The 26,560-nt window shown below is 29.0% G+C and carries 19 protein-coding genes; 6 read left to right on the forward strand and 13 right to left on the reverse strand.

Translation table 11 applies throughout. The annotated features are described in order from the left end of the window. Positions 1–59: 59 nt before the first annotated feature. The 3 genes from ACI48Q_RS17025 to ACI48Q_RS17035 all read right to left on the reverse strand — a co-directional run bounded on the left by ACI48Q_RS17025 (position 60) and on the right by ACI48Q_RS17035 (position 3,413). Positions 60–1,175 carry a ComEC/Rec2 family competence protein gene (locus tag ACI48Q_RS17025; protein ID WP_474920309.1) on the reverse strand — a complete coding sequence of 372 codons (1,116 nt, stop codon included), beginning with the start codon at positions 1,173–1,175 and terminating at the stop codon, positions 60–62. Positions 1,176–1,259: 84 nt separating this feature from the next. Continuing rightward, complete coding sequence (locus ACI48Q_RS17030) at positions 1,260–1,913, reverse strand: Crp/Fnr family transcriptional regulator (protein WP_474920310.1); 654 nt, start codon at positions 1,911–1,913, stop codon at positions 1,260–1,262. 198 nt (positions 1,914–2,111) lie between these two features. Next, positions 2,112–3,413, reverse strand: a complete 1,302-nt coding sequence (locus ACI48Q_RS17035; RefSeq protein WP_474920311.1) for a M18 family aminopeptidase — start codon at positions 3,411–3,413, stop codon at positions 2,112–2,114. A 155-nt stretch (positions 3,414–3,568) separates the two neighbouring features. Here ACI48Q_RS17035 and ACI48Q_RS17040 point away from each other — a divergent pair, with 155 nt between their 5' ends. Both ACI48Q_RS17040 and ACI48Q_RS17045 read left to right on the forward strand, forming a co-directional pair. Further along, a complete protein-coding gene (locus ACI48Q_RS17040; protein ID WP_474920312.1) occupies positions 3,569–4,756 on the forward strand; it encodes a cation diffusion facilitator family transporter in 1,188 nt (395 codons plus the stop codon). 200 nt (positions 4,757–4,956) lie between these two features. After that, positions 4,957–6,036, forward strand: coding sequence for a PRK06851 family protein (locus ACI48Q_RS17045; RefSeq protein WP_474920313.1), 1,080 nt, complete (start codon positions 4,957–4,959; stop codon positions 6,034–6,036). A gap of 51 nt (positions 6,037–6,087) precedes the next feature. Here ACI48Q_RS17045 and ACI48Q_RS17050 read toward each other — a convergent pair whose 3' ends face one another. From ACI48Q_RS17050 to lepB, 5 genes are all read right to left on the reverse strand, one after another. Next, entirely contained in the window at positions 6,088–8,214 is a 2,127-nt protein-coding gene (locus ACI48Q_RS17050) for a HelD family protein (protein ID WP_474920314.1), read from the reverse strand. Positions 8,215–8,291: 77 nt separating this feature from the next. After that, on the reverse strand, positions 8,292–9,380 hold the full coding sequence (locus tag ACI48Q_RS17055; RefSeq protein WP_474920315.1) for a dipeptide epimerase: 1,089 nt from the start codon (positions 9,378–9,380) through the stop codon (positions 8,292–8,294). Between the two features lie 361 nt (positions 9,381–9,741). Continuing rightward, a complete protein-coding gene (locus tag ACI48Q_RS17060) occupies positions 9,742–10,119 on the reverse strand; it encodes a PqqD family protein (protein ID WP_474920316.1) in 378 nt (125 codons plus the stop codon). 81 nt (positions 10,120–10,200) lie between these two features. Then, positions 10,201–12,117: an OPT family oligopeptide transporter gene (locus ACI48Q_RS17065; RefSeq protein ID WP_474920317.1), complete on the reverse strand. Its 1,917-nt coding sequence runs from the start codon at positions 12,115–12,117 to the stop codon at positions 10,201–10,203. Positions 12,118–12,360: 243 nt separating this feature from the next. Continuing rightward, on the reverse strand, positions 12,361–12,876 hold the full coding sequence (gene lepB / locus ACI48Q_RS17070; RefSeq protein WP_474920318.1) for a signal peptidase I: 516 nt from the start codon (positions 12,874–12,876) through the stop codon (positions 12,361–12,363). Positions 12,877–13,144: 268 nt separating this feature from the next. On the opposite strand from lepB, the gene ACI48Q_RS17075 reads away from it, so the two are divergent. Then, complete coding sequence (locus ACI48Q_RS17075) at positions 13,145–13,837, forward strand: pirin family protein (protein ID WP_474920319.1); 693 nt, start codon at positions 13,145–13,147, stop codon at positions 13,835–13,837. 39 nt (positions 13,838–13,876) lie between these two features. On the opposite strand, the gene ACI48Q_RS17080 is transcribed toward ACI48Q_RS17075, so the two are convergent. Together ACI48Q_RS17080 and ACI48Q_RS17085 are read right to left on the reverse strand one after the other, a co-directional pair. Beyond that, positions 13,877–14,674, reverse strand: a complete 798-nt coding sequence (locus ACI48Q_RS17080) for a putative ABC transporter permease (protein WP_474920320.1) — start codon at positions 14,672–14,674, stop codon at positions 13,877–13,879. A 321-nt stretch (positions 14,675–14,995) separates the two neighbouring features. Continuing rightward, a complete protein-coding gene (locus tag ACI48Q_RS17085) occupies positions 14,996–15,466 on the reverse strand; it encodes a DUF4358 domain-containing protein (RefSeq protein WP_474920321.1) in 471 nt (156 codons plus the stop codon). A gap of 181 nt (positions 15,467–15,647) precedes the next feature. On the opposite strand from ACI48Q_RS17085, the gene ACI48Q_RS17090 reads away from it, so the two are divergent. Further along, on the forward strand, positions 15,648–16,583 hold the full coding sequence (locus ACI48Q_RS17090; RefSeq protein WP_474920322.1) for a Ppx/GppA phosphatase family protein: 936 nt from the start codon (positions 15,648–15,650) through the stop codon (positions 16,581–16,583). 93 nt (positions 16,584–16,676) lie between these two features. Here ACI48Q_RS17090 and ACI48Q_RS17095 read toward each other — a convergent pair whose 3' ends face one another. After that, complete coding sequence (locus ACI48Q_RS17095; protein ID WP_474920323.1) at positions 16,677–17,855, reverse strand: CD0519/CD1768 family membrane protein; 1,179 nt, start codon at positions 17,853–17,855, stop codon at positions 16,677–16,679. A 397-nt stretch (positions 17,856–18,252) separates the two neighbouring features. Between ACI48Q_RS17095 and ACI48Q_RS17100 the strand changes: the two genes are divergently transcribed. Then, positions 18,253–20,007: a phosphoenolpyruvate carboxykinase (ATP) gene (locus ACI48Q_RS17100; RefSeq protein WP_474920324.1), complete on the forward strand. Its 1,755-nt coding sequence runs from the start codon at positions 18,253–18,255 to the stop codon at positions 20,005–20,007. On the opposite strand, the gene ACI48Q_RS17105 is transcribed toward ACI48Q_RS17100, so the two are convergent. Beyond that, complete coding sequence (locus ACI48Q_RS17105) at positions 20,002–20,742, reverse strand: acyl-[acyl-carrier-protein] thioesterase (RefSeq protein ID WP_474920325.1); 741 nt, start codon at positions 20,740–20,742, stop codon at positions 20,002–20,004. The two genes, ACI48Q_RS17100 and ACI48Q_RS17105, sit on opposite strands and share 6 nt — an antisense overlap. Positions 20,743–21,030: 288 nt before the next feature. After that, entirely contained in the window at positions 21,031–21,546 is a 516-nt protein-coding gene (locus ACI48Q_RS17110; RefSeq protein ID WP_474920326.1) for a phosphatase PAP2 family protein, read from the reverse strand. A gap of 177 nt (positions 21,547–21,723) precedes the next feature. Between ACI48Q_RS17110 and ACI48Q_RS17115 the strand changes: the two genes are divergently transcribed. Further along, on the forward strand, positions 21,724–26,559 hold the full coding sequence (locus tag ACI48Q_RS17115; RefSeq protein WP_474920327.1) for a cytidyltransferase: 4,836 nt from the start codon (positions 21,724–21,726) through the stop codon (positions 26,557–26,559). The last annotated feature ends 1 nt before the right edge of the window (position 26,560 follow it).

Here is a 26,560-nt window from a genome sequence, read left to right on the forward strand (position 1 = left end):
ATAGTATAATTAAGGCTATATAGTTAATTAAAACTATATAGCCTTATAATCTGATTCTATTAAATTGCACATCTATCGCAAGGATCTGTTTTAGGAGAATCTTTTAATACTCCTGAATTTATAACCTTGCTCTTAGATAAAGCACTACATTTCTTATTCAAATGATAAGATTTACCATTAGGTGTCCAATAAACCACAGTATCTTTGTCCGACTTGTTTTCTTCTTCATTATTCATAGAACTATTATTTTCTGAATTAGGGCTTTTACCCTTTATTAATCCATTATAACTCCCTGGTGAAGTATTAAATTTAATTATGCTACCATCACTAGTTGCTATAACTGTTCCATTCTCATCCGTTCTATAAACTTCAACATTTTTTTCTTTTAATTTATTCATTACATCCTGTCTTGGATGACCATAATCATTATCTACCCCAACGGTAATAACTCCATACTTAGGATTAACCTTTTCTAAAAATTCTTTACTTGTAGAACTATTGCTTCCATGATGTCCTATCTTAAGTACTGTGGATTGTAGATTAACTCCACTATTTATCATTTCTTTTTCTACTACTTCCTCAGCATCTCCTGTAAATAAAAATGAGTTGTTTCCATGCTCTAATCTAATAACAATTGAATAATTATTTGTATCTTCATAGGTTTCACTTATTGGAGCTAATATAGTGCACTTAGCATCACCTAAGTCTATAACCTCTCTAACCTTAGGCGTTGTAAAGTTCAATCCCTTATTTTTAGCAGCTGCAACTACATCCCTAAAAGTCTTTGTTGTTGCAGTAACTTTAGGCATATAAATTTTTCCTATGTTAAAATTATTTATTACATAATCAAGCCCACCTATATGATCTTCATGAGGATGAGTTCCAACTAAATAATCGATTTTTTCAATATTTTGTGCATTTAGATATTCCTTTACTAACTCACTATCTGCATTATTTCCAGCATCTATAAGCATAATTTTTTCACTACCTTCTATCAAAATAGAATCTGCTTGCCCTACGTCAATAAAATGTACTTTCAATTCATCAACGCTATTAACTGCTTCATTTTGGTTGTCCTTACCTACTTCACTACTACATCCAACTATAAATAAGCTTCCTAAAATTATTACTAATAGAGCTCCTATTATATTTTTAAAATTACTAAATCTCTTCATAAGTGCACCTCCTTAAAACACTATATCATAAGTTAAAAAAACTAGCCATAAAATGGTCGTATTTTGTCATATGTTGCTATTAATTTATATATCTTTGATGGTTATTAATTTCTTTATAATTTGAATCTTTCCTCTTTCAAGTTTTAAATATCCCGCTCTCTCTAAAGATTTGAGCTTTCTACTAACCACTTCTCTAGATGAACCAATTTCCTTAGCTAAACTTTCATGAGTAGTATATATAATATTGCTTTCTTTTTTTCTCATAGCCTTTACCAGTCTATTTTCCACGCTGTCATGAGTTATATTCTCCATACTTTCAATAAGAAGTTGAAACTTATCATGAAGACTAATATATATATATTTTAAAAATATCTCATCTTTTAATAAATAACCTTTTAATATTTCCATAGGCATAAAAAATGCTTCTGTTTTCTCTAAAGCTATTCCTCTAATATTTATTGGTTTATTAAATAATATACAAGATAATGCTCCGTGACAAATTTCACCAGCTCCAATAGTATAAAGATGTGTTTCTTCTCCATTTTCATTAACTTTAAATATATTAATTTTCCCCTTAACTACAAACATAAATCCTGCACAACTATTATATTCTTCTATGGTTTCCTGATGAAAATTATAGGTTTTAAAAATAACATTATTTTCAATTACTCCTCTATTCTCATTATTAATTTTTTTTAACGGTGGATAATATTCATATAACTTTTCTAAATTATTCATATCTAGCTCCTTTAAGTAAAGGGGCTGTCTCAAAATGAGTATGATATACAAAAATTTTTGAAACAGCCTTAATTTTATTTTAAAAATTATGGTTTTGCAGAATATTTCGGGATATAAAATAGGTATTTTAGGCATATGATGGAAAACAGGCTGCTCATATGCATATTTATGCATTTTGAGACAGCCTCCCATACTAAATTATAGCTTATAAAATTCTAAGAAGGTCTTCATTACATAAACGTGATCCTTGACACCTGCTAACTCTCTAATAGAATGCATTGAAAGTGTAGGATTTCCAATATCTACTGAACGAATATTAAGATGGGTAGCGGATATTGGTCCAATGGTAGAACCTCCCCTAGCATCTGAACGATTTACAAACTTCTGTACTGGTACCCCTGCTAAGTTACATATATTTTCATAAACTGCTGAGGAATCAGCATCAGAAGTGTAAGCACAATTAGCATTGATCTTTATAACAGGTCCTTTGTTAATTATTGGTCTGCTAGTTGGATCGTGCTTTTCACCACTATTAGGATGTACTGCATGAGCATTATCAGCAGAGATGATGAAAGATTTAGATAGCGCTCTAAATAACCCTTCTCTACCTTTACCTAAATTTATTAATATTCTCTCTAAAATATTAGCTAACATATCAGAGTCTGCTCCTTGTTTTGTAGAGCTTCCAACTTCTTCATTATCAAAGCAAACCATAACATTAGTTCCCTTTGATATGGGAGCATCTTTAATAGCTTCGATTCCTGCATGCACCATTTGAAGATCATCTAATCTTCCTGAAGATATGAATTCTTCATTTAATCCTACAATACAACCTTTTTCAAATTCATATAAGAATAAATCAAAATCTATTATATCTTCTCTTTTTATCCCTAGCTCTTTAGCAATGACTTCTACAAGACAGTTCTCTTTCTCAAGTTCTTCAGTTACCATTGCAAGTAATGGCAATGTGTCCTTCTGTGGATTTAATTCAAATCCTGAATTAGCCTCTCTATTCATATGTATAGCTAAATTAGGTATTATAAGAATAGGTCTTTTAATATTTAGTAATTTATGCACTGGAAATAGCGGATTATCTCCTTTTATAACCACTCTGCCGGCTACTGAAAGTGGTCTATCCATCCATGTATTTCTTATAGGACCTCCATAAATTTCTGTGTTTAATTTTATATAATTATTTTCTGATGTCATCTCACAATTTGGTTTAATTCTAAACGTCGGTGAATCAGTATGAGCTCCAACAATTTTGAAGCCTTCCTCTTCTATTTCCCCAGTTCCTATAGTAAATGCAACTAATGCAGATCCATTTTTGGTAGTGTAGTATTTACCTCCTTTTGTTAAACTCCAGCTATCTTCCTCCTTCAACTCTATAAATCCAGCCATTTGCAATTGGCTTTTTACATTTTCAACTGCATGAAAAGCTGTAGGGCTCTCATATAAAAAATTTATAAGCTCATGAGCAAACTTTAATTCTACTGTCATAACTTAACCCCCTTAAAATAAAATTTGATAATAGTATATTAAAATAATTATAACTCTTTCTATAAATATTCTCAAATAAATAAACATTCACTAATGTATATTGTACAATCTGTTTATGCTATAATAGGAATTATGTATATAAGGAGGTAAGTATATTGATTTCTAATATGTTAATTAAAACATTTGTAAAAGATAGCAACAACACTAAGAGTAAAAAAGTTAGAGAAAAATATGGTTATCTAGGTGGAATTGTTGGAATTGTAGTTAATATAATATTGTTTGCTATAAAACTCAGTGTTGGTTTACTTGTAAATAGTATTGCAGTTATAGCTGATGGAGTAAATAACCTCTCTGATGTAGGAGGTTCACTAGTCACTATTTTTGGTTTTAAACTTTCTAACAAACCCGCTGATAAAGAACATCCTTTTGGTCATGGTCGGCTCGAATATATCTCAGGATTAATCGTGGCCTTTTTAGTTCTGTCTGTAGGTTTTGAATTTGTAAAAACCTCCATAACTAAGATTAAAAATCCAACTCCCGTAGAGTTTTCTACTGTTGCTTTTATACTACTTTTTATTTCTATAGGATTTAAAATCTGGCTTAGTAGGTTCTATAAAAATGTTGGTAATAAAATTAATTCTTCAGCACTTAAAGCATCCAGCATAGATTCTATAAGTGATGTAATTTCGTCTTCTACAGTACTTATTTCTCTGTTTATCTCAAGGTATACAGATTTACCCATAGATGGATATATAGGCTTAATCGTGTCTGGAATTATAATATATGCTGGCTATAGTCTAATAAAAGAAACCCTTAATCCACTATTAGGAAATGCACCAGATAAGGAATTAGTAGAAGAGATTCAAAGAATGCTTCTATCTTACGATCACATAGATGGAGTCCATGATCTATTAGTTCATAACTATGGTCCTGGTAGAACCATAGCATCTATTCATGCAGAGATTCCTCTTGATATATCTGTTATTACAGCTCATGAAATCATTGATAGGGCTGAGAAAGAAATATCTGCAGAGCTAGGTATATATTTACTTATTCATATGGATCCAGTTACCACTAATGATGAAGAAATTTTAAATGCTAAAGAAGAAATTTCTCAAGTACTAGAAGAGATTTCCACAGTTATTTCTTTTCATGATTTTAGAGTAGTTGGTGAAGGTGATTATAAAAACCTTATCTTTGATGTCGTTGTAAAAAGAAGTGAAGTTAATACAAAGGAAGATGAATTAAAACTACAAAGACTAATCAATGAAAAGCTAAAAAAAATTTCGCCAAATCATAATGCTATAATCACAGTGGATAGCGATTATTCTTCTATTTATTAACATAAACTCTCTTATAAAATAAATTAATTTTGCTAAGAAGAATTCATATTTAATTATATGGATTCTTCTTTTTATTATGATAAATTTTCTTGTTACTATTTAAAATGTAAATATTGTAAAATATTAACTAATATATATTAACATTTAAGCATCTATAGAATAATATGTAATAGCAAAAATTGTTAGGAGGATTATTATATATGTCTCATAAAACTATTCACTATTTTTTAGGTGGAAACACCCATAAAGGGTTCTACTCACATTTTAATTATATCCTTTCTCAACAAGAGGCTAGGCGTATAATATGTTTAAAAGGAGGACCTGGTACTGGTAAATCATCATTAATGAAAACTGTTGGTAAATATTTTTCTGATAAAGGATACGATGTAGAACTGCATCATTGTTCCTCTGATTTAAATTCTCTTGATGGATTAGTTATTAAAGGACTAAATGTAGCACTGTTGGATGGAACATCTCCTCATATGATAGATCCAATAACTCCAGGCAGCATAGATGAAATTTTAAATATGGGAGACTGTTTAATAGAAGGAAATTTCAAGAATACCAAATTCTCTATACTAAATACTAATAAGGAAATTGGAGAATGCTTTAAACGTGCTTACAGATATTTCGCATCAGCAAAAGCTCTATATGATGATTGGCACTATTATAATAATAAAGCTTTAGATAGAGAAAATTTTAATATATTTATGGATAATCTTAAAAATGAAATTCTTTCTCAAGAACTTGGTCCCATTGGTAAGGAACGTCATCTATTCGCTAGTGCCTTTACAAATGAAGGCTTTATCACCTTTATAGATAATATTATAGAAGATATTCCAAATATATATGTACTTAATGGAGGTCCTGGCACTGGTAAAACGCGAGTTCTTCAATATATTTCTGATGAAGCTGTAAAAAGAGGACTTTATGTAGAAATTTTACACACTCCGCTAATTCCTGAAAAAATAGAGCATATTATAATTCCTGAGTTAAATGTTGCAATTGTTACTTCAAATGAAATAAATCAAAAGGACTTTAATGGTAAAGTTTATGATATGAATGATTTTCTAAATAAAGAATTCCTTGAAAAAAATCAAAAATTCATAGATGAATCAAAAGAATTTTTCTATTCCTTGATGAGCAAAGGATTAAAATGCATAAGCACAGCTAAATCCTTTCATGATGACTTAGAAGCACTTTATGTGCCAAATATGGACTTTATTAAAGCTAATGAATATACTGAAAAAATAATTAATAAAATACTAAAATATGAATAATACTAAAATAATCAGGGTTAGAATTTACTTCTAACCCTGATTATTTTAGTATTATTTATTTGTTTTTATTATATATAGCTTGTGAAGTGCTCTAGTACACATTACATACATTATATTATTAGGATTAATCATTTCACTTTCATCGGCTATTACTATAGCTCCATCAAATTCTAATCCCTTTGCATAATAACTAGGTATTATAAATATTCCCTCACCTCCATGAGCATGGTCCTTATTTATGAATTTAGTATTAAACTCATCACTTACTAATTCATTAATTATTTCTGAGTTCTTTAAGTCCTTGCAAATTATAGCTATATTTTCTAGCCCGTTCTCCTTCATATCTTTAATATAACTCTTAAGGAAATTTTTCAACTCTCCCTGTTGACTTATGGTGATTTCCTCAACTACCTCTCCACTTCTTACCATAGGAATTAAATTAGTATCCTTAATAAATCTATTACTATACTCCATAATTTCCTTTGTAGATCGATAACTCTTATCCAATTTAAATGTATCTACTTCTACATCTTTAAATATGTCCTTTAGATGCTTTAATGGAACTTCTTCACCATTAGATAAAAGTCTTTGATTTCCATCTCCCACAATAGTCATAGATTTCACACCCGTAATTGCTCTTATAACTCTAAATTGAAGTTCTGAATAATCTTGAGCTTCATCAATAACCACATGTTTAATTTCCTGCTTTAGCTTTAATCCTTGTAGTTTAATTTTCAGATATAACATAGCTATTAAATCTTCTTCTGTATACGTTTCATCACAATTTAAAATACTATACAAGCTCTCTATACTCTGTCCATTTAAATACTTTAGAGAGTTTTTTACTTTAATCAAATCATAGATTAATTCCTTAATAGCTAATTTTCTTCTAAATTCAATATTATTAATATGAAGATTAAGCTCTTCTTTATTATAGCTTTCCTTCTCTTTTTTAAAGTGTTCTTCAATCTCTCTAATTTTTTCATCTCTAATATCTTTTAGTTTCGAAAATACAATTCTTTTTATTTTTTTATTTCTTCTAAACAATGGTAATGATAAGAAATCTTCTCTAAACATTTTTTCCATATCTACTTGAGTCACAGCCACCAAACCTCTATATACAACATCCTTACAAGCGAAATATTCATGATTTAGATCCTCTATATATCTATCTAAAAATTCTACATATTGAGAGGATTTTTTATATTGAAGAGTTTTAATGAACTTTTCATCTTTAGAGAATACTCGTTCCATTACATCTTTCATATCCATAACATTATCAACATCTAAAATATCCATAGCTAAATCTCTAAAGGTAGTCTGAAAAACTCCTGTTTCGCCCAGCGTTGGTAAAACATTGCATATATATTCCATAAAGATTGTATTAGGTCCAAGTATAAGTACTTTTCCCTCTAAGATCTTTCTATAGTTATAGATTAAATATGCTATTCTGTGTAGAGCTATAGTGGTTTTTCCACTACCTGCGACTCCATCCACTACTACTATTTTGTTTTTGGGCTGTCTTATTATAATATCTTGCTCTTTTTGTATAGTCATAACTATATCTTTAAGCTTATCAGATGAGTTTTTACTCAATACCATTTGAAGTATATCATCTTTTATGTCAACTTCCGAATCAAAGAGACCTTGCAAAATTCCCTTTTTGATAATATATTGGTATCTTGCTAATATAGATACCCATACCTCACCTACTGGTGCCTCATAATGTGCATTTTCTCCACCTCCATTATAAAACAAAGATGCTATAGGTGCTCTCCAATCTACTATTAATGGGTCAAAGGAATTCTCAAGAGTTACGCCAAATCTTCCTATGTATATGCTCTCAATTCCAAAATCTTCTTCTCTAAAACTTACTTTACCAAAATACGGAGAACTTTTTAAAACTGTTAATTCCTTGAGCTTCCTATCTATTAACTTAAAATTTTCTTCTTTTACATATCTTTCATGGTCAAAGTATTCAATTAGCTTATCTTCATCATCTTTAAATTCTTCAATTACCTTTTTTCTGTAATCTAGAATATACTCTAAAACAGCTTTTCTCTTATCAATATATTTCAGTATCTCATCATTAATAATTTCTATAATTTCCTTTAGTCGCTCTTCCTCCATGGAAAATTCTAACTGTTTTTGTAATTCTTCTTGTACAGTTTTATCCACTCAACCACATCCTTTTATATCAGGCATATTCAAAAAAATAACTAGTCAGTATTCTGGTCTATTTTGTGTTATATGCCTTATTTTATTTCTTCCCAGCCTAATATATCTGTAATACCTAGCCCTGGTTCCTCAGATAAAATAATTTTATTGCCTTCAAAAGTTGCTCCTCCAATAATAGGATCCTGATCAAAGTATATCATAGTATCTAAATCAGATATTATCATATTCCCTCTTGAAGCTGCAAAACTAGCTGCTGCAGTGATACCTATTTTGCTCTCGAGCATACATCCTACCATACATCTTATACCCATGGTATCAGCCATATTGTATATTTTTATTGCATTTTGTATTCCGCCACTTTTCATTAATTTTATATTGATTAAATCACAAGCTCTATTTTGAATAACTTTAAAAGCTTCTGGCGATCCAAAGACAGATTCATCTGCTAAAATCATTGTATCTACATGATCTTTCACAAATTTTAAGCCCTCTATATCCCATGCCTTTACTGGTTGTTCAACAAATTCAATGTCTATGTCCATCTCTTCTATCTTTTTAATTATTTTAATTGTTTCTTTAGGTGTCCATCCTTGATTTCCATCAATTCTTAATTTTATTCCTTTTCTTATAGCTTTTCTTAAGAATGTAACCTTCTCTAAATCTTTCTCTGGATCATGTCCTAATTTAATCTTCAGTGTAGTATATCCATTTCTAACTGCTTCATAAGCATTATTTACCATAGCATCCATTGAATCATGCTGTATTGTCATATCTGTAAGAATTGTGGAATTATACCCTCCTAGTAATTTATAAAGTGGTGTATTCATTCTTTTACTCCACAAATCGTATATAGCCATCTCTAGTGCTGCTTTTGCACTATTATTACCTTTCATGCATTCATCCATTGTATTTATAACATATTGTATATGATCTAAATCCATACCTTTAATATGTTCACCTATATGCTTAATTGCTCCAACTATTGAACTTTCAGTCTCCCCTGTAACTGTAGGTGCAGGAGCCGCGCTTCCGAACCCTACCAGCCCATCATCACTATATAATTTTACTACAACTTCTTCTGAATATTTACATATTCTTGTTCTTGTTTTAAATGGCTTATTTAAAGGGATTACTATTCTGCCAATTTTAATATCTCCAATAATCATATCACTTACCTCAACTATCTTATTTTAATAATTATATATTTTCAATAATACTACCTCATTCTAATGCTAAAATAATGATTTATTACATTGTTAATTATTTATGAAGTATTATTACTGCAACTTATATATAATCTATTATAGTAGTTTATTAAAATTTTACAATTCATATTCTTAAAAAATTAAAGGAACTAAAAAGTTCCTTAATTTTAAAGATAATTATTTTTAATAATATATAAATTTCAATTAAGTTTATGTATTATACAAATAGACTTAAATATAAAATTAGATTAATTAGAACTTCATATTATAGTTTAAGACTTTCTTATGTTATTCTTATTTAAATTATATAAAAGAAAGTTTGCTAATTTATACTATTCTCAGCGGTTCTTGATACTTTGAATTTTATCCAACCTCTTCTTGCTAAGTAAGATAAAAATCTCACTGCTCTCTCAATAGCCACATCCTTATTGTCTCCAAATTTCTTTGACATTTCTACAGCAATATCATAAATATTTCTATTGCCATCTATAAGTATCCAAACTGTTGATCCTTGATCATCTAAAGTTATATCACTGTTATTACTTTTTTTCACTAGCCATCTAGCAAACCTCTCAATTAATTTATTATGCTGAAAATATAAAATTACCTTACCATCTTGAATTCCAAACTCCCTATGTTTTATTTCAGGTACATATAAAAGAAAATTATCTTTTTCTTTATTTTTATTTAAATTATTCATTACATCACCCACAAAATAGTTAAGAGCCATAGGGCTCTTAGCTTATTATTAAATTTCTTATTAATATAAAACCTCTATACTTTAAGCTTCTCTTGTTGCGATATTATAAACTAGTGATCCTAATAGAAAGAATATTATTATAGAAAATATTGGACTCTGCGTCACTGCTGGAATTATATTTGCTCCAAAGCCTATATTTACCCCTATCCCTGCAAATACAGCAACTACTATCCCCATCAATGCATCTCCTGCTACAAGCCCAGAGCATATTAATATACCCTTTTCTACACTTGCCTTTTGTGATTCTTCATTATTTTTAAATCTTTTTTCAACAACTACTCTCACTAAGCCTCCAAATAATATAGCTGCACTTAAATGGATTGGTAAATATAACCCTAAGGCTACAGGTAATATTGGAAGACCTGAAATCTCACAAAATACAGCGATAGAGATTCCTACAAATACAAGCTCCCAAGGCAATTTACCAGTCATAACACCTTCAATTATCATTGCCATGAGATTTGCCTGTGGTGCAGGAACATCTTTAGAACCCATACCATAAGTATTATGCAACATTAATATAATATATCCTACTGCAGCTGCAGAAACCAATAAGCCTATATACATACCTACTTGAACATTTTTTGGAGAACCTCCAACTATATATGTAGTCTTTAAACTCTGAGCTGTTCCTCCTGCAACAGCTATAGCTACGCATACAATACCCGCAACTATAACCGATAACATCATGCCCTTTTCCCCAACATGACCAGTTATTCTTAAAATAGTTGTTACAAATAATAAGGTAGCAATTGTCATACCTGAAACTGGATTGTTAGATGCTCCTATTATACCTACCATCCTTGCAGATACTACTGCAAAGAAAAAGGAAAATATTATAGCTAATAATGCCCCTAATGGTCCAGTTCTAGTTTGTGGTAATAACCAAGCTAATATAAATACTAATACAGCGGCTCCTATTACCCACACTATTGGTGCATCTTGATTAATTCTATTCTCTTGGACATTTGCATTTCCACCAATACCAGCCATAGCTGATTTAAAAGATTTAATTATGGTTGGCATAGATTTACCTAAAGATATAAATCCTCCTGCTGCAACAGCCCCCGCCCCAATATATCTAATATACTTACCCCATATATCCCAAGCTCCCATATCAGCTATTATAGTGTCAGCTGGGAATAGTGGCTGTGTCAATCCTGCTCCAATATACTTTATGAGAGGAATCAGACCTAACCAAGCAATTAATGCACCACCAAACATAAAAGCTGAAGCTTTAGTTCCAACAATAAAACCAACTCCTAATAGTGATGCTAATGCATTAACACCAAATATAGTTCCCTGATATGGCGTTATAACCCACTCTGGTTCTTCTAACCAAAGTTTAAAGCCACCTGATAATACCTTATAAACTGCTCCAATTCCAAGCCCTGCTAAAACAGTTTTGAATCCAGCACCACCTTCACTACCGTTTACTAGGACTTCAGCTGCAGCCATAGATTCTGGATATATAAGGTTACCATGTTCTTCTACAATTAAAAATCTTCTTAATGGAGTAACAAAAAACACTCCTAAAAGTCCTCCAAGAGCTGTAACTATAAATATAGTTGATACTTTAAGTTCCATTCCCCATAATATGACAGCTGGTAAAATATATATTACTCCACCTGCAATTGATTCTCCTCCAGCCGCAATAGATGCCACCATGTTAGCTTCAAGAATATTATTTCTTCTAAATAATCCTTTTAATATTCCTGTAGCAAGTATTGCTCCTGGTATACCTGCTGCTATTGTAAGCCCTACCTTTAATCCCAAATAAGTATTAGCAGCTGCAAATATCGTAGCAAATATTATTCCAAGAATTAGTGAATGTATACTTAACTCTGGCATTGCTACATCAGTGGCCACAAATGGAATATAGTCATCACCATGTACACCGCCATAGGCCGTATGAGACAGCCTCTTTTCTTTTTCCATCACTTAAGACTCCCTTCTAATCTCATCATTTGCTCTTTACAATTCAATAAAAAAATATTTTTTTGAAGAAAAACCAAACATAATGTTAATCATCTTTAATTTAAATTTAATATTGTTCTAAATTATATTTGATTTGAATAATTTTATTATCCGCAAAACCCAATAAATTATAACTATAAATTAATATTTTATAAAATGAAAAGCATAATATAACTCTATAAAGTTATATTATGCTTTTCATTATTATTTAAAACTATCTAATCTATCAAATGGATATATTATAAATTTTCCTTTTCCCATTATTTGTTCATATGGTATGTAAGGATTTTCCCAATATCTTGCATCTGCAGAATCTGCCCTGTTGTCTCCTAAAAATAAATAATGACCTTCAGGTACATTAAAATTACCAGTTAATTCACTAGGATATTTAACATAAGGCTCATCTAATAAAGTCCCATTTATATACAATGACCCATCAGATTTAATTTCCACACTCTCTCCTGGAAGACCAACTAATCTTTTAATTAAATCATCTTCTGTTTCATCATTGTGAAACACGACTACATCTCCTCTTTGTAACGAATTTTTGCTATGATTTCTCAAAACTAAAATTCTATCCCCAGGTTTAATAGTTGGAAACATAGAGCCTGTCGGTACTCTAACATTAAAAAATAAAAATTTATTAATTAATGTAGCTAGAATTACAGCCACAATTATTGGCACTATCCAATCTTTCAAAAATTTTATTATTCCATTCAATGCCAATTCCCCTTTCAATCATGAAAATTTTTAAAAACTCTAACTCAAATTAACATATGTATATAATAAAGCATATTTATTTTATTGTCTATAAACTTTAGCTTAAGTATTTATTAATTATTCAATAAAATACTTGTAACACTTGAATTATATATATTACTTTATTAAGTATATGTTTATTGTGAAAAACATACCACCTATTTAATTTTAAAAACTACAAATAATATATATAGATAAAAAAATATAATATGTTAAAGGAGATTTTAATATGTTGAAACAAAAGATTTCTGAAGAAATGCATAAAGAAGATATTCATTACTGCAAGCTCACAAATCACTTCTCCTATAATAAATCAATTAACTTTGGAATTATCTGTGATATGAAAGAAATTACTTTAAATGTTAGAAGTGGTATTCATAATAATGTAGCTTCTGGAAAGGAATGTATAATTTTTATAGAGAAAGGATCCTTAATTTATAATGATAATAAAGGCAATATTGAAATTTTGCACAAAAATGATCTACTATATCTTAATGGTGGTGAAGACTTAACCTTTTACGTTACAAATATGGATGATGATAAATTAGAATTTCTGCAGTTGTCTATGATTGGAAACAATAAATTATTTACAGAATATATAAAAATTTATTCACCACCTAATACCAATGAGACATGTACGTATATTGTAAGTAATAATAATGGACTAGCTCCCATAAAATGTGGTAATGATATAAATTTATATAAGATTTCTTTAGATATTAATGAGAATTATAATTTTGACATAAGAAAAAATAGACAAGGATATTTATTCCTATGCCATGGAAAAATTCAAATAAATACTATGGATAATCGGGAAATAAATATGAATCATAAGGATGGTATTGAGATATATGAAGAGGAAATATTTATAAAAGCTTTAGATAAATGTAACTTATTACTAATGGAAATGGAAAGATTTTAATGATTATATTCTCAAAACACTCATAACTCTTATTTAAAGTTATGAGTGTTTATTTTTTTTATTTAACTTATTATATATTCTATTTTTTATATCTTGTAATGATTTCTCATATTTAATAGATGTTATTCTTGGATAAGCCTTAATAAAATGTCTATGTCCACTATTGATTCTAAGAAATACTCCATTATATCTCTCTGACAATATATTATGCTTATTCTTTATATTTATTATTACGCTCTTATCCTGTGCACTCTCCTTTAACATATCTAAATTCTTTTTAATCTCCCCTGCTATTTGTTTTAATTCTTCTAATATATTTTTAAATTCAAATAAATGTATTATTGTTAATACCATATCTGCAGATAATACAATTAAGCAAAGTGAATAAAAAAATAAGGACATATTATTTGATACATTTAAGATTAATTTATTTACTTCTGGATGAATAAATTTTATAAAAAAAACACTTAATATACCCCAAATAATAGAGAACTTCATACATACATATCCCTTAATATTAAACTTTTCTTCGCTATAATCCCACCACTTTGTCCCAAAGTTTTTTTCTAATATAGCTCCAGTAATATACTCTATTAAGGATACTGTTAATGCTCCCCCAATAAACACATAAAAGATATTATGGTTTACAGGTGTTAGCATATATACTATTACAATAGCGGATATGCCATATATAGGACATATGGGACCATATAAAAATCCCCTATTAATAAATTTTTTATCTGTATAAATATGATATATAACCTCTAATATCCATCCCATAACTCCATAAAATAAGAAGGTTATAAAAATTTTATATGGTAATACTTCATTAAACAAATTTCCCACTCCATTACATCAAATTTAAAGTAAATTTACTTCAACAATTCATAAACTTTCTACAACATAGATACTTTAAAATTACTTAATACTGTTGCGCACCATATATTCTTTAATATATTGTATCACAAAATTTATGATTACTGTATTATGTTTCTTATAATTCTAATTTGTAACTTATATAATATGAAAATATTTTTTAAAATAAAGACTTTGTTTTAAATGGTTGTTGATTTTAGAACTATATATTATCAATACTGTATTAAAACAAAGCCAAAGCAAAAAATCGAGATAAATACCTCGATTTTTATAAATGACACATTATTTAAGTTTCTCTAGTATAGCATTCTCGATCTTAGTAGCATCTTCTGCTATAATCATATATACATAATTACCTTTTGTTCCTATAATTTTATTCTTAACCATTTCAAATTGATTTGGCAAGTATTGTGACCAAATATTATAAATATCTTCATGTCTTTTTTCTATTGATTCCTTAACTGCATCTACTTTTCCATCCTTAGCTTTTATAATTGCTATTTCATGAGCTTGAACATTCATCATAGGCATATTTACTTTAGCTTCTTCTATATCATCCTTATTTAAATGATATAACTGAATTAATTCTTCTTCTTGAACATCTCTAAGTCCAGGAAACTCACCAGCACCTAACGCTGTCTCCATTAAATCTGCAGTAGGAACATCCTTCACAATTTCTTTATTTCCCGGTGAACAACCCACTAATGAAATCATCATTAGTCCCCCTAATATGACACTTAAAAATTTCTTCAAACTTCATTCCTCCTAATGTTTAACAAATTATTTTTCACATAGAGTAATACGATTATAATTTAAAAAAGTTCATATAATATAACATCTTTATATTGCATAAGTATTAACATAATATCTATTTTATTTTTCGCTATTTTACTATATATTTATATATAACTAATCCTTTGAAAGGGTGAATTATGTGCATAGAGTTGGAATTATTGATATAGGCTCAAATACTATTCATTTACTTATAGTTGATATTATTGCAAAAAATAATATTAGGATACTTGATAAAGACAAAGAGCACTTAATGCTCGGTGAAAATTTGAATATCAATAAAAGTATTTCTCATGATAAATTAGCGGCTGCAATAAGTTTGCTTAAAAAGTATATTAGATGTTGCATCATAAATGATGTGAGTACCATAATTGCTGTTGGTACTGAAGCATTAAGGAAAGCTGAAAATAGCGACTATGTTATAGATACAATAGAAAAACAATCAAATCTTAAAATTAAAATACTATCACCTAAGGAAGAGGCATTTTTTGAATTCCTTGGAGTTATGGAAGAATGCCCTATACATAATGGAGTTATTATGGACACTGGAGGAAGTAGCACAGAACTAATTCATGTAAGCAATAAAACATTTGTGGATTCCATTAGTTTACCCTATGGAGCTATAAATGTCAGTGAAACAATAAAGTTTAATTCTTTAGGCAATTATATAGAGTGTAGTTATGATCAAAATTTTTTCAATAATATATTTAACCAAATTTCTTGGTTAAAAGGTACTAATGGCTTTCCACTTATAGGTATAGGTGGTTCCTTTAAAAACTTAGCAAAAATATATAATAATAAAAATTACACATATAGTGTAACTAATACTCTCTCTATATCTATTAATGAATTTAAAATTTTACACGAATATTTAAAGAATTCCTCCTACAAGGAAAGAGACAATATTTATGGATTGTCCAAAAAAAGAAGAGATAATATACTTGGAGGTTGTGAAATAATATCTTCTCTATTAACCTATAGTGAATTTTCTAACATACACATATGCAGTGGCGGCCTTCGAAGTGGTATCTTGATAAATTATATAAATACTGAAATGAATACAAAATTATGTAAGTAGTTCTATAATAATATGAACTAAATAAGGATTTTAAATTACTATTAGTTGTAAGTAGCATCAAAAATAATAATTTAAAATCCTTATAATATTCGTTTAAGATATGATATTTATAATTAGAATCGATAGTTTAAAAATTAAATTCGCGGATATCCCAGCTACCATACCACCAATAGTGTGACTTAAAATAGCTTTTCCTGTTAATTCTCTGCATTTTAAACCATCCATCATAGCCACATGAGTACTTAAATATCCACTCCAGCACATTCCCATAGCTGTAAATACCGCAATATCATTGGCTCCTATTAATCCTTTTTGTAACATTTGTGGTACTAAACCCATGGCTGCACCTACAGCTCCAAGAGAAGTTATAGGAAAGGCAATTGCCTCAGCGCTAGTAAATCCAAATAATGGCTCTATTATAAATCCTAATGCTCCTCCAATTTTAGGAAGTAGTGCAATGCCTTCAAACGCTGCTCCTGTATAAACACCCGCCTCTGAAGTACCATTGGTTAACATTAATACCAATGTACAAATAATTAATACTCCTGGAATTATAGTTAATCCCATTTCAACACCAGATTTCCCGCCTTCTAAAACAGATTCCATAAGCCTTGACCCTATGCTTCCTTCTCTAATCTCTCTATAGTTTATAATATCTAAAGTATCTTCTAGCTCTACTACGCACCACTGGTCTTTTCCATAATGCTTGCGAGTTTGTGACAACATGAGTCTTACACTTACAATACTTCCTATAATAGCTCCTACATTCCCTATTATAGCTGCTAATATAAAATTTTCAGCACCTTGTGATTTTTGTCCCATCATAAAAGTAGTGATTATGAGCCCCATACCAAATGCCGTTCCTAAATTAGTTAATGCCGGAAGTTGATATTTTTTAAAGTATCTTCTAAACCCTTTATCATCGGCCAATGTAAGTATAGCTGGATTATCCGAGAAATATGTTGCTAAAATTCCAACAGTACTAGCTCCTGGTAAATCATATATAGGCTTCATTAGTGGGGATAATATCTTGTTTATTATTGATACTACCCCAAATTCTGAGAGTAAACTAGATATTGCTCCTGCTAGTACCGCTATTGCCATTATATAAAACACTGTATCCATTAGTAGTCTATATGCTGTATTCATAAGGGTATTTACCATATTTATTCCACCCATTACACTACCAATAAATGCAAATAATCCAACAAATATAATTATGCATATGAACCCTTCTGCACTTATAGCTTTTTTAATCTTTTTTTCTACCATCATATCGCCCCTTAATATTATAAAATTTTTATAGTATATTTGTTTTTTCATTATGTTGTATTTAATAAATTTTGTCAATTATATTACAATATTTCAACTTAATTCAAAATATTGTGATATATTTCTCAGTTATCTTTCCTGCCTATTTAATTTTATTTATGAATTTTTATTTTTTAAATATTTCATTTTTCTAAAAATTATGTTATAATCCAACTTATTGATACCACTTTTCTTAGAATTCATGTGTGTTTTCACATCTATATTTTCACAATGCGAATATATACACTTTTTTTCCTGCATAATAATATGAAATTATAATCTCTCAAAACAAATACTTATAATTTCATGTAACTATATTTATTTTTATTTTAGAATTTAATAAAGGGGGACTAACTATATGAAAAAAGAATTTTCTTTAAGTAATGACAAGGTGATGATAAATTTTTCTGCTAAATACTGCGATACTATAGAAAAATTACTAGACAGTTATGGATTTAGGAGAGTTATAATATCTTATTGTACTAGAATTAAAAACAGAAATTCCAATGTATATAAATTTTTAGAGGAAGCCTTAGCTTACACCTCTAATGAAGAATCTATGATAGATGAAATGATTGATTTATTTAGATTACTTACTGTCCTAAAATCAAAGGAAATAGTAAAACTAAATAATAAATATGAAAAAATTTTAGAGGATACTGATGATTTTTTTGATTTTGTTGATGATTTCTATGGTTATTGGCGAAAACTTGAGAGATATTCAATTCTTCAAAATACAAAGATAGCTGATGGCCTTGCCTCTGTAAGTTTCTTAGAGGCAAATAGTAAATTTGCACAACTCATACTTGATTTTTATCGAAAGCTTCAAGAAAGTGTGCTTTCATCAGAACCCAATGTATATCGTCAAATATCAGCAGGCGCAAATGCAGGTGTAATCCTAAGCAATACAGTATGGCCTTGTCCTTATGAATACGAAGCTTTAGAAGAAATTCCATTCATAAATACTATAATGTTACAAGCACCATTTATAAATTATCCTAAAAAAAATACTAGGAGTGGATTCTTTGAAGAAACTTTTAGCAATCCATTAACCGATTCTACTATAAATAAGGATCACTTTTTTTGTTATCCCGCAAAAGTTGGTGAGTTAATGGCTTTCATTTATTTCCATAGAGATTTAATGGCTCACGGTATAACATTATGTAACTTATTTGAAATGGCTAAGGAGGAAGAATATAGAGGAAAGAAGCCTGATATAATTTATGTGTTTGGTGCTAAAAATGAGCACGCTGAAGTTAAGACTATTTTTTATGACGATGTAAAAAATCATTTAATGCTTGGCTACGTAAGCTATAGTGAGGCTATAGATTATTTTGGATATATGAAAAAAATGACTTTAACCCTTCATAATTTAATAATGATTAAACGTGGTTATTTACCAATTCATGGTGCTATGGTTAACATGATAATGAAAAATGGTAAATCTGCTAATGTACTTATAATGGGTGATAGTGGAGCTGGTAAATCAGAAAGTTTAGAGGCTTTTAGAGGACTTAGTGAAGATTATATAAGTGATATGACCATAATATTTGATGATATGGGTTTTATAAAATCTAGTGAAAATAATTCCAAGCCTTTTGGCTACGGTACTGAAATAGGTGCCTTTGTACGATTAGATGATTTGGATCAAGGTTATGCTTTCAAGGAAATTGATAGAAGTATTTTTATGAATCCTGATAAAACTAATGCTAGATTAGTAATGCCCGTGGCTACTTATAAAGAAATTATTAAAGGTTATCCTGTGGATTTATTTCTCTATGCTAATAACTATGATGACATTAAAACTGGAGAAAATGCCATAGAGTACTTTGAAGATATAGACACAGCTATAAAGGTATTTAAAGATGGTGCAAGGATGGCCAAAGGTACAACTTCTGAAACGGGCTTAGTTAAATCTTATTTTGCTAATCCTTTTGGACCTCATCAGAAACAAGCGGAAACTGATATATTGATATCTCAATACTTTAATGAATTTTTTAATACTGGAGTAAAAATTGGCCAAATAAAAACCTGCCTGGGCATCCCTGGAAAGGAAAAAGATGGGCCAAAGCAGGCTGCTATAAATTTATTTGATATAATAAAAAACTTATAATTGCTCAACCAATATTCTACTTTGGAAAAATTGAATATCATCATTTATGCCTTCTATGCAATAAGTATGGGGGGCATCTTCATATATTTTTATTGTAACTATAGTGTCACCTGAAATTTCCTTCATATAATTGACTTGGATATCTTTAATTCTATGTTCACTATGCCACTGGGGTGAAAATAAATCTTCTACAAACTTTATGTAATTAACATTATTAACATGTCCATTTAGGTCCAAATCACTATAATAAACTTGTCTCTTCTTAACATCAATTAGGCTCTTTCCCATTTTAATTTTATCTAATTTCCCTTGCCCGTTATCTTTTATGTTCAAAATATCTACTGGACATACTCCTGGTCTTTGAGGAAATTTAGAACTTTTGTCTAATATTAGATAATAATTGAGTCCTGTTCCAATCAGATTATTATTTTCATCCCATATATTAAATCTTCTTTTAAAAAATAATCTTTCTACTCCTGACATTATAGTTTCTACAGAAATATTTTCACCCTTCGTAGGCATTCTATTCATTGATAATCGCAATCTAGAAACTACCCAAAATAAATTTGCTTTATTCATGCTATCAAAATCTACACCTACTTTTCTGGCATGATTTTCACACACTTGTTGTATATAATTTTCCATTGCATGTATAGTTAATTCTCCTTTGAAATCTGTTTCATGGAAATCAATATAAAAATTTTCACTGTATTTCTCACTATATTTTTCACTCATAAATCTTATCCTCCATACATAAATCTATTATTTAAAGTTTAATTCACATGGTGCAGTGAAGTTTTGTCATATAAGCTAACTTTATTTCTAATATAAAATTCAATTAAACAAAACATTTTTTGTATATTCTATGTTTTTATTAAACTTTTTTGTTGAGTAATTGTAATAAAACAAGTATATCATACTAAATAATAAGTTCACCATATTCATTCAATATTAAATAGCTCCTTAGTTATAAATTCATAACTTATATAAAAAAACTATGGAAATTTAACATCCCCATAGTTTTTATATTAATATATACATAAATACAGTACTAATAGTTCCAATTAAAATTCCTCCAAAAACATCTGTAGGATAATGTACCCCTAAATATATTCTTGATATTCCTACTAAAAAAGCACCTATTACAACAATAGCACTTATACCTGTAAAGGTTACAGCTATACTAACCCCTATTGAGAAAGCTGCAGTGGTGTGTCCTGATGGAAAGGAATAATCATCTACTCCTATTTTTTTAATATTTAAATCTGGAAAATTGATATATGGTCTTATCCTATTTATAAATCTTTTAATAAGATATGTAAGTACCCCCGATGTTACAATAGAGAGAGATGTTAAAATCCCTAATTGCTTAAGTTGCTTCAGCTCAGATGTCAATGTCATTAGTGCAAATATGACACAAAATGTAGCTGAGCCTAAAAATGTTAGTAAAGGCATAACTAAATCTAGTATCTTACATTTTAATGTTTCATTAATAAAATGTAATAAATATATATCGCATTTTCTTATTTTATTCATCATTGCCATCCTCCTTAATTTTCTATATTTTTGAATAGATTGCATAAAAAAACAAAACACTTTTGAAGCATTTAAAATAATATACCATAATCTTCACAAGTTGTACATAAGTATTTTAATTGTTTGTATTACATAATAATTATATAATAGAATATATAAAAGTAATTTATGGAGGGCTTTATGAATATTCAACAATTAAAAGAATTAAAGAGAAAATTGTATAAGAAACTACTTAATTCTCATTATTTAAAGAATAATAATATATCTTCGTATATAATTGAAAAACATATAAATTCTCATGATTTTATAAATAATTTGGAAATTATGCTTCGCAAGGAAGATTATAGTGGTACTCGCACCCTTCTTATGTGTGAGCCTCTACTTAAGGAGTTAAGCTCTAATCCTCCTAAGGACTGGCTAAATTATCTCTATAACTATGTTCTAAGTAAAAATTTTAAAGAAGCTACTACTCTAATAATAGAGGATTCCTTAAAACCTGTTTGTGAGTTATTTTTTATAATTTTCAAAATTATTTGTGAATTCGAAAAAGAAAGTGGTTGTAGCAGTTGGCAATGTAAATATCCTCTAGAATTCTTAAAAGAGGACTATATTAACGCCTTAGAAAATGATGAATATTTAAAATTCATTAAGATTTTTAATAAAAATTACGTATACGAGATGATGAAACTAAATGGAGAAATATATGGTTACAATACCCTAGACCATATTTGTGGAGTTCATTATCTTTGTATGTTTATTGCTATCCAGCTTAAAAAAAATGGTGTATCAATAGATTTAGGTAGAGTATCTGGTGCTGCTGCCGGTCATGATATTGGAAAGTATGGATGCAAAGGTGAAGAACTTAAAAGGGTTCCCCATCTACATTATTACTATACTGATCACTGGTTTAAAAATCACGGTATAAATTATATAAGAAATGTAGCTATTAACCATTCCACTTGGGATTTAGAACTTGAAAATCTCTCTCTAGAATCTCTAATTTTGATATATTGTGATTTTAGAGTTAAGAATAATGGTGCTAATATGCATATTTATTCTCTTCAAGAATCTTTTCAAGTAATATTGGCTAAACTAGAGAATTTAGATAATAAAAAAGAAAAACGCTATAGAAGAGTATATGGAAAATTAAAAGATTTCGAGGATTATCTTTTAAGTCTTGGAATAAATATATCCATTGATAAAAATAACAAAGCACCAAAAGTGAATACTCCTATTTACCCATTAATTTCTGGAAGCGAAATTTCAACTGAAATGAAATTTTTAGCTATACATCATAATATTAATCTAATGCATATGCTTCGTGATGAATTTTCATTAGAAGATATATTAGAACAAGCTAGAACTGAAATTCATTGGAAAAATCTAAGACAATACATTAGAGTATTAGAAGAATATTCAACCTATTTTACTCAACAACAAAAACTTCAAACTATAAAATTTCTCTATGAAAACCTTTCTCATAGCGAGGATGATATTAGAAGACACTGTGCAGAACTTATAGGAATACTAATTGCACTTTATGATGAATATTATAATAAAGAAATACCTAAAAATGTCACTTTAGAACAACCTTCTCCAACTAGTTATGAACTATTCGATAAGTACTTATCATTAATTCTATATCCCAGCTCTAAAATAATACCTAGCCATAGAACTTGGATTGGATATAGCGCAAAAATCATGGTAGATTCTACATTTTCTAATTGTAAAAAATCCTCAATTAAAAAATATAGAGATATATTACTTAAATATTATTCAGCACATACACCTAATAATATAGACACCCAGTTATTTTTATTAGAAACTGCAAAATATATACCACTTATTGATTATGATATTAATATAGATATTCTTATAGACTTCATTATATCTATGAGCAAAAAACGAAATAATATCTTAAGAATTACTTCTTTGGAAGTAATCGGAAAGATAATGGATAATCTTCCTGTGGATCACTATTTAAGAAGCCTTCTAATAGATTTATTTAGAAATAATCAAATTAGAAGTAAAACTCCTCTCGAAAACTTACTATTGTTAAAAATTTTTTCTTCTTTAGACTTAAATTGCGAAGAGAAAAAATTTAAATACTATTGTGAAACGGATTATAGTAAAATACCTGATATATTTCTTAGCAATTTAAAAACTTCTACTAATTGGATCCGAAAAAAAATTCAAATAGAACTATTACTTAACTATACTTTAACTATAGCTCCTTCTACTGGCCTTCATACCTGTATACATTTTTGCAACATGCTTAAGGTTAGTGCTATAGAATCTGTAAGAAACAAAGCTGGTGCCTCTATTCTTAAAATAATGCCTATATTAAATTCCACAGAAAGAAATGAAGTTGCTATTGAACTTCTTAGAGGGCTTGAAATAGAGGGACAAAAATTCACCGAATATATTCCTAGATTTTTAGGAGAATCTCTTCTATGGCTTGAACCCAAAGAGCTTGATGAAATCTTAGACGATTTAAAATTAAAAATTAAAACTTCTAACGAAGATATTAAAATTCTTATATTAAAAACCATAGGTATAACTATAGCTAATTATAGACAATACGAGAATCGCTTTAAGGAAAATGAGGAAAAGTATAGTAGTAGAACAGTAGATATGCTATCTATAATTTTAAATGGACTAGGTAACTATAAATCCAAGGTGAAGCAAGCAGCAATTATAACCTTAGGTAAAGATATTTTGGGTAGCAATATTTTATCCCTAACTGATAAATATAAAATATTTGCCCTTGCTGGCAAGAAAATTCTTACTCTTATTAGTGATGATAGTGAGGAATCACTTTTATTTTTAACAAATGCAGCTTCCTTAAACCACATATATAGGTTTATAGCTGACTATAACTTTTTTGTGGGAGAACTCTCTATAGATACTCCTAAAAACATAGCTTTTTTCCCTGGAACTTTTGATCCTTTTTCTCTATCCCATAAAAATATAGCTAAAACTATTAGAGATATGGGATTTGAAGTATATTTAGCAGTAGATGAATTTTCTTGGTCTAAAAAAACCTTACCAAACTTGTTAAGGAAAGCTCTAATAAATTTATCTATATGCGATGAATTGCACATATATGTATATCCAGAAAGCTTCCAAACAAATATTTCTAATCCTCTTGATTTAGAAATATTAAAAAATAATTTTAAAAATTCAAAAATTTATTTTGTTTCCGGAAGTGATGTTCTATTAAATTCCTCATGTTATGGAACTGAACCTGAAAAAAATTCTATACACAGCTTTAACCACATTATCTTTGAACGTGGTAATTCAAAGCAGTTACAGCAACGTAAAAACCTTATAACTGGCGAAGTCAAAATTATCAATCTTCCCCAAAAATATTCAACCATAAGTTCAACTCAAATAAGAACTTATATAGATCAAAATAGAGATATATCTACTTTAATAGACCCACTAGTAGAAGAGTATATTTATGAAAACGGGTTTTATCAGAGGGAGCCTATGGAGAAGACCTCTTTAATACCTAGAGAAATATCCTTTGAATCCTTAGAAGATTTAGATGAAAATATTATTAATGATTTAATTAGTACTGGAGGTCCGAATAGTACTCTGGGCAAACTTCTTAACTCTCATTTGGAGAAAACCGCCCCTAAGATTGTAATAATAAGGAATAAACTAAAAGGAGATATAATAGCTCTTTCTTCTTTTCACTGGATTCGTAGTAGCAATGTATTTAAGGAACTAGATGATGAGTTAGTATGTCACTATATTAGAAGAAATCCTACAGGTAGATTAATTCTTATAGATGGCTTTTATATAAACAGTAAATATAAAAACAAATTTATTGAACAAACTATTATAACTGAAACCTTAGCTTATGCCCTATCGAAGGATTATGATTATACTATATTTAGATGTCTAAAAGAAGATACTCTTAATACTTCTTTAATAGAACTATTAAAATTGCAAGGTTTTATAGAGATACCATCTTCTAACAAAGACTACCTTACTTTAGTAGTTAATATGAATAATCCTTGTATACTCAATCTAGATGTAGAAAATATAATAAAGGAGCCTTTTAGAAGCAATTTCAAAATTAAACAAACCATTAACACTACTAGGAAATCACTTCAAACTGTGCTTAACTCACTATATCCAGGAGAACTTGTATTATCCTTTGATAGCCATATACTACATCAGAAGATGATTGATAAAATATGCAAAGAAAATCATGTACCTATTGAGATACATGATACAAATAAATATGGAGAATCTATGTGTGTACCCTATGGAGATATATTAGATAGATATATAGTTCCTAATACTATAACTAAATCACTGCATACAGAGAAATATTATAGTGGAGATATAAAAAGCTTTTTTATTGGAGAATCACCTTATTACTTATCTTTAGATAACCAAGTAAAAATGATAAAATCCTTTAATAAACCTGTTCTATTAGTAGATAACATTCTTCATAAAGGCTATAGAATTAAAGCTTTAGATCCTCTTCTGAAAAGAGAAGATATTCTAGTGAAAAAATTTATAGCTGGAATACTATCTGGTAGAGGTAAAGATCTAATGGATATGCAAGGTAGAGAAGTTGATAGTGTTTACTTTATTCCTAAGTTTAGGATATGGTTTAATGAAAATGCGCTCTATCCCTTTATAGGGGGAGATGGAGTATGGCGCGGTGCTTTTCCAAAGCGTAATTTAATTCCCTCTATTAATACCATATTACCCTATACTTATCCTACTTTTATAAGGGATACTTCTCATAAAAATATCTATAATCTATCTAAGGTATGTTTGGAAAATTCTCTGGACATATTAAGATCTCTTGAAAATGAGTATCATAATTTATATGGGCGTAATTTAACATTAGCTACCTTAGGAGAGGTACTTACAATCCCAAGAAGTCCTGAAATTGGGAAAGACCTAGAATATAATTTAAATATAAGTCCCTCTAGCTACATTCAAAAAGACTTAGAGCTTCTATCTAGATTAGAAAATATAATAACTTAGA

Source organism: Clostridium sp. LXY-7 (assembly GCF_056172015.1).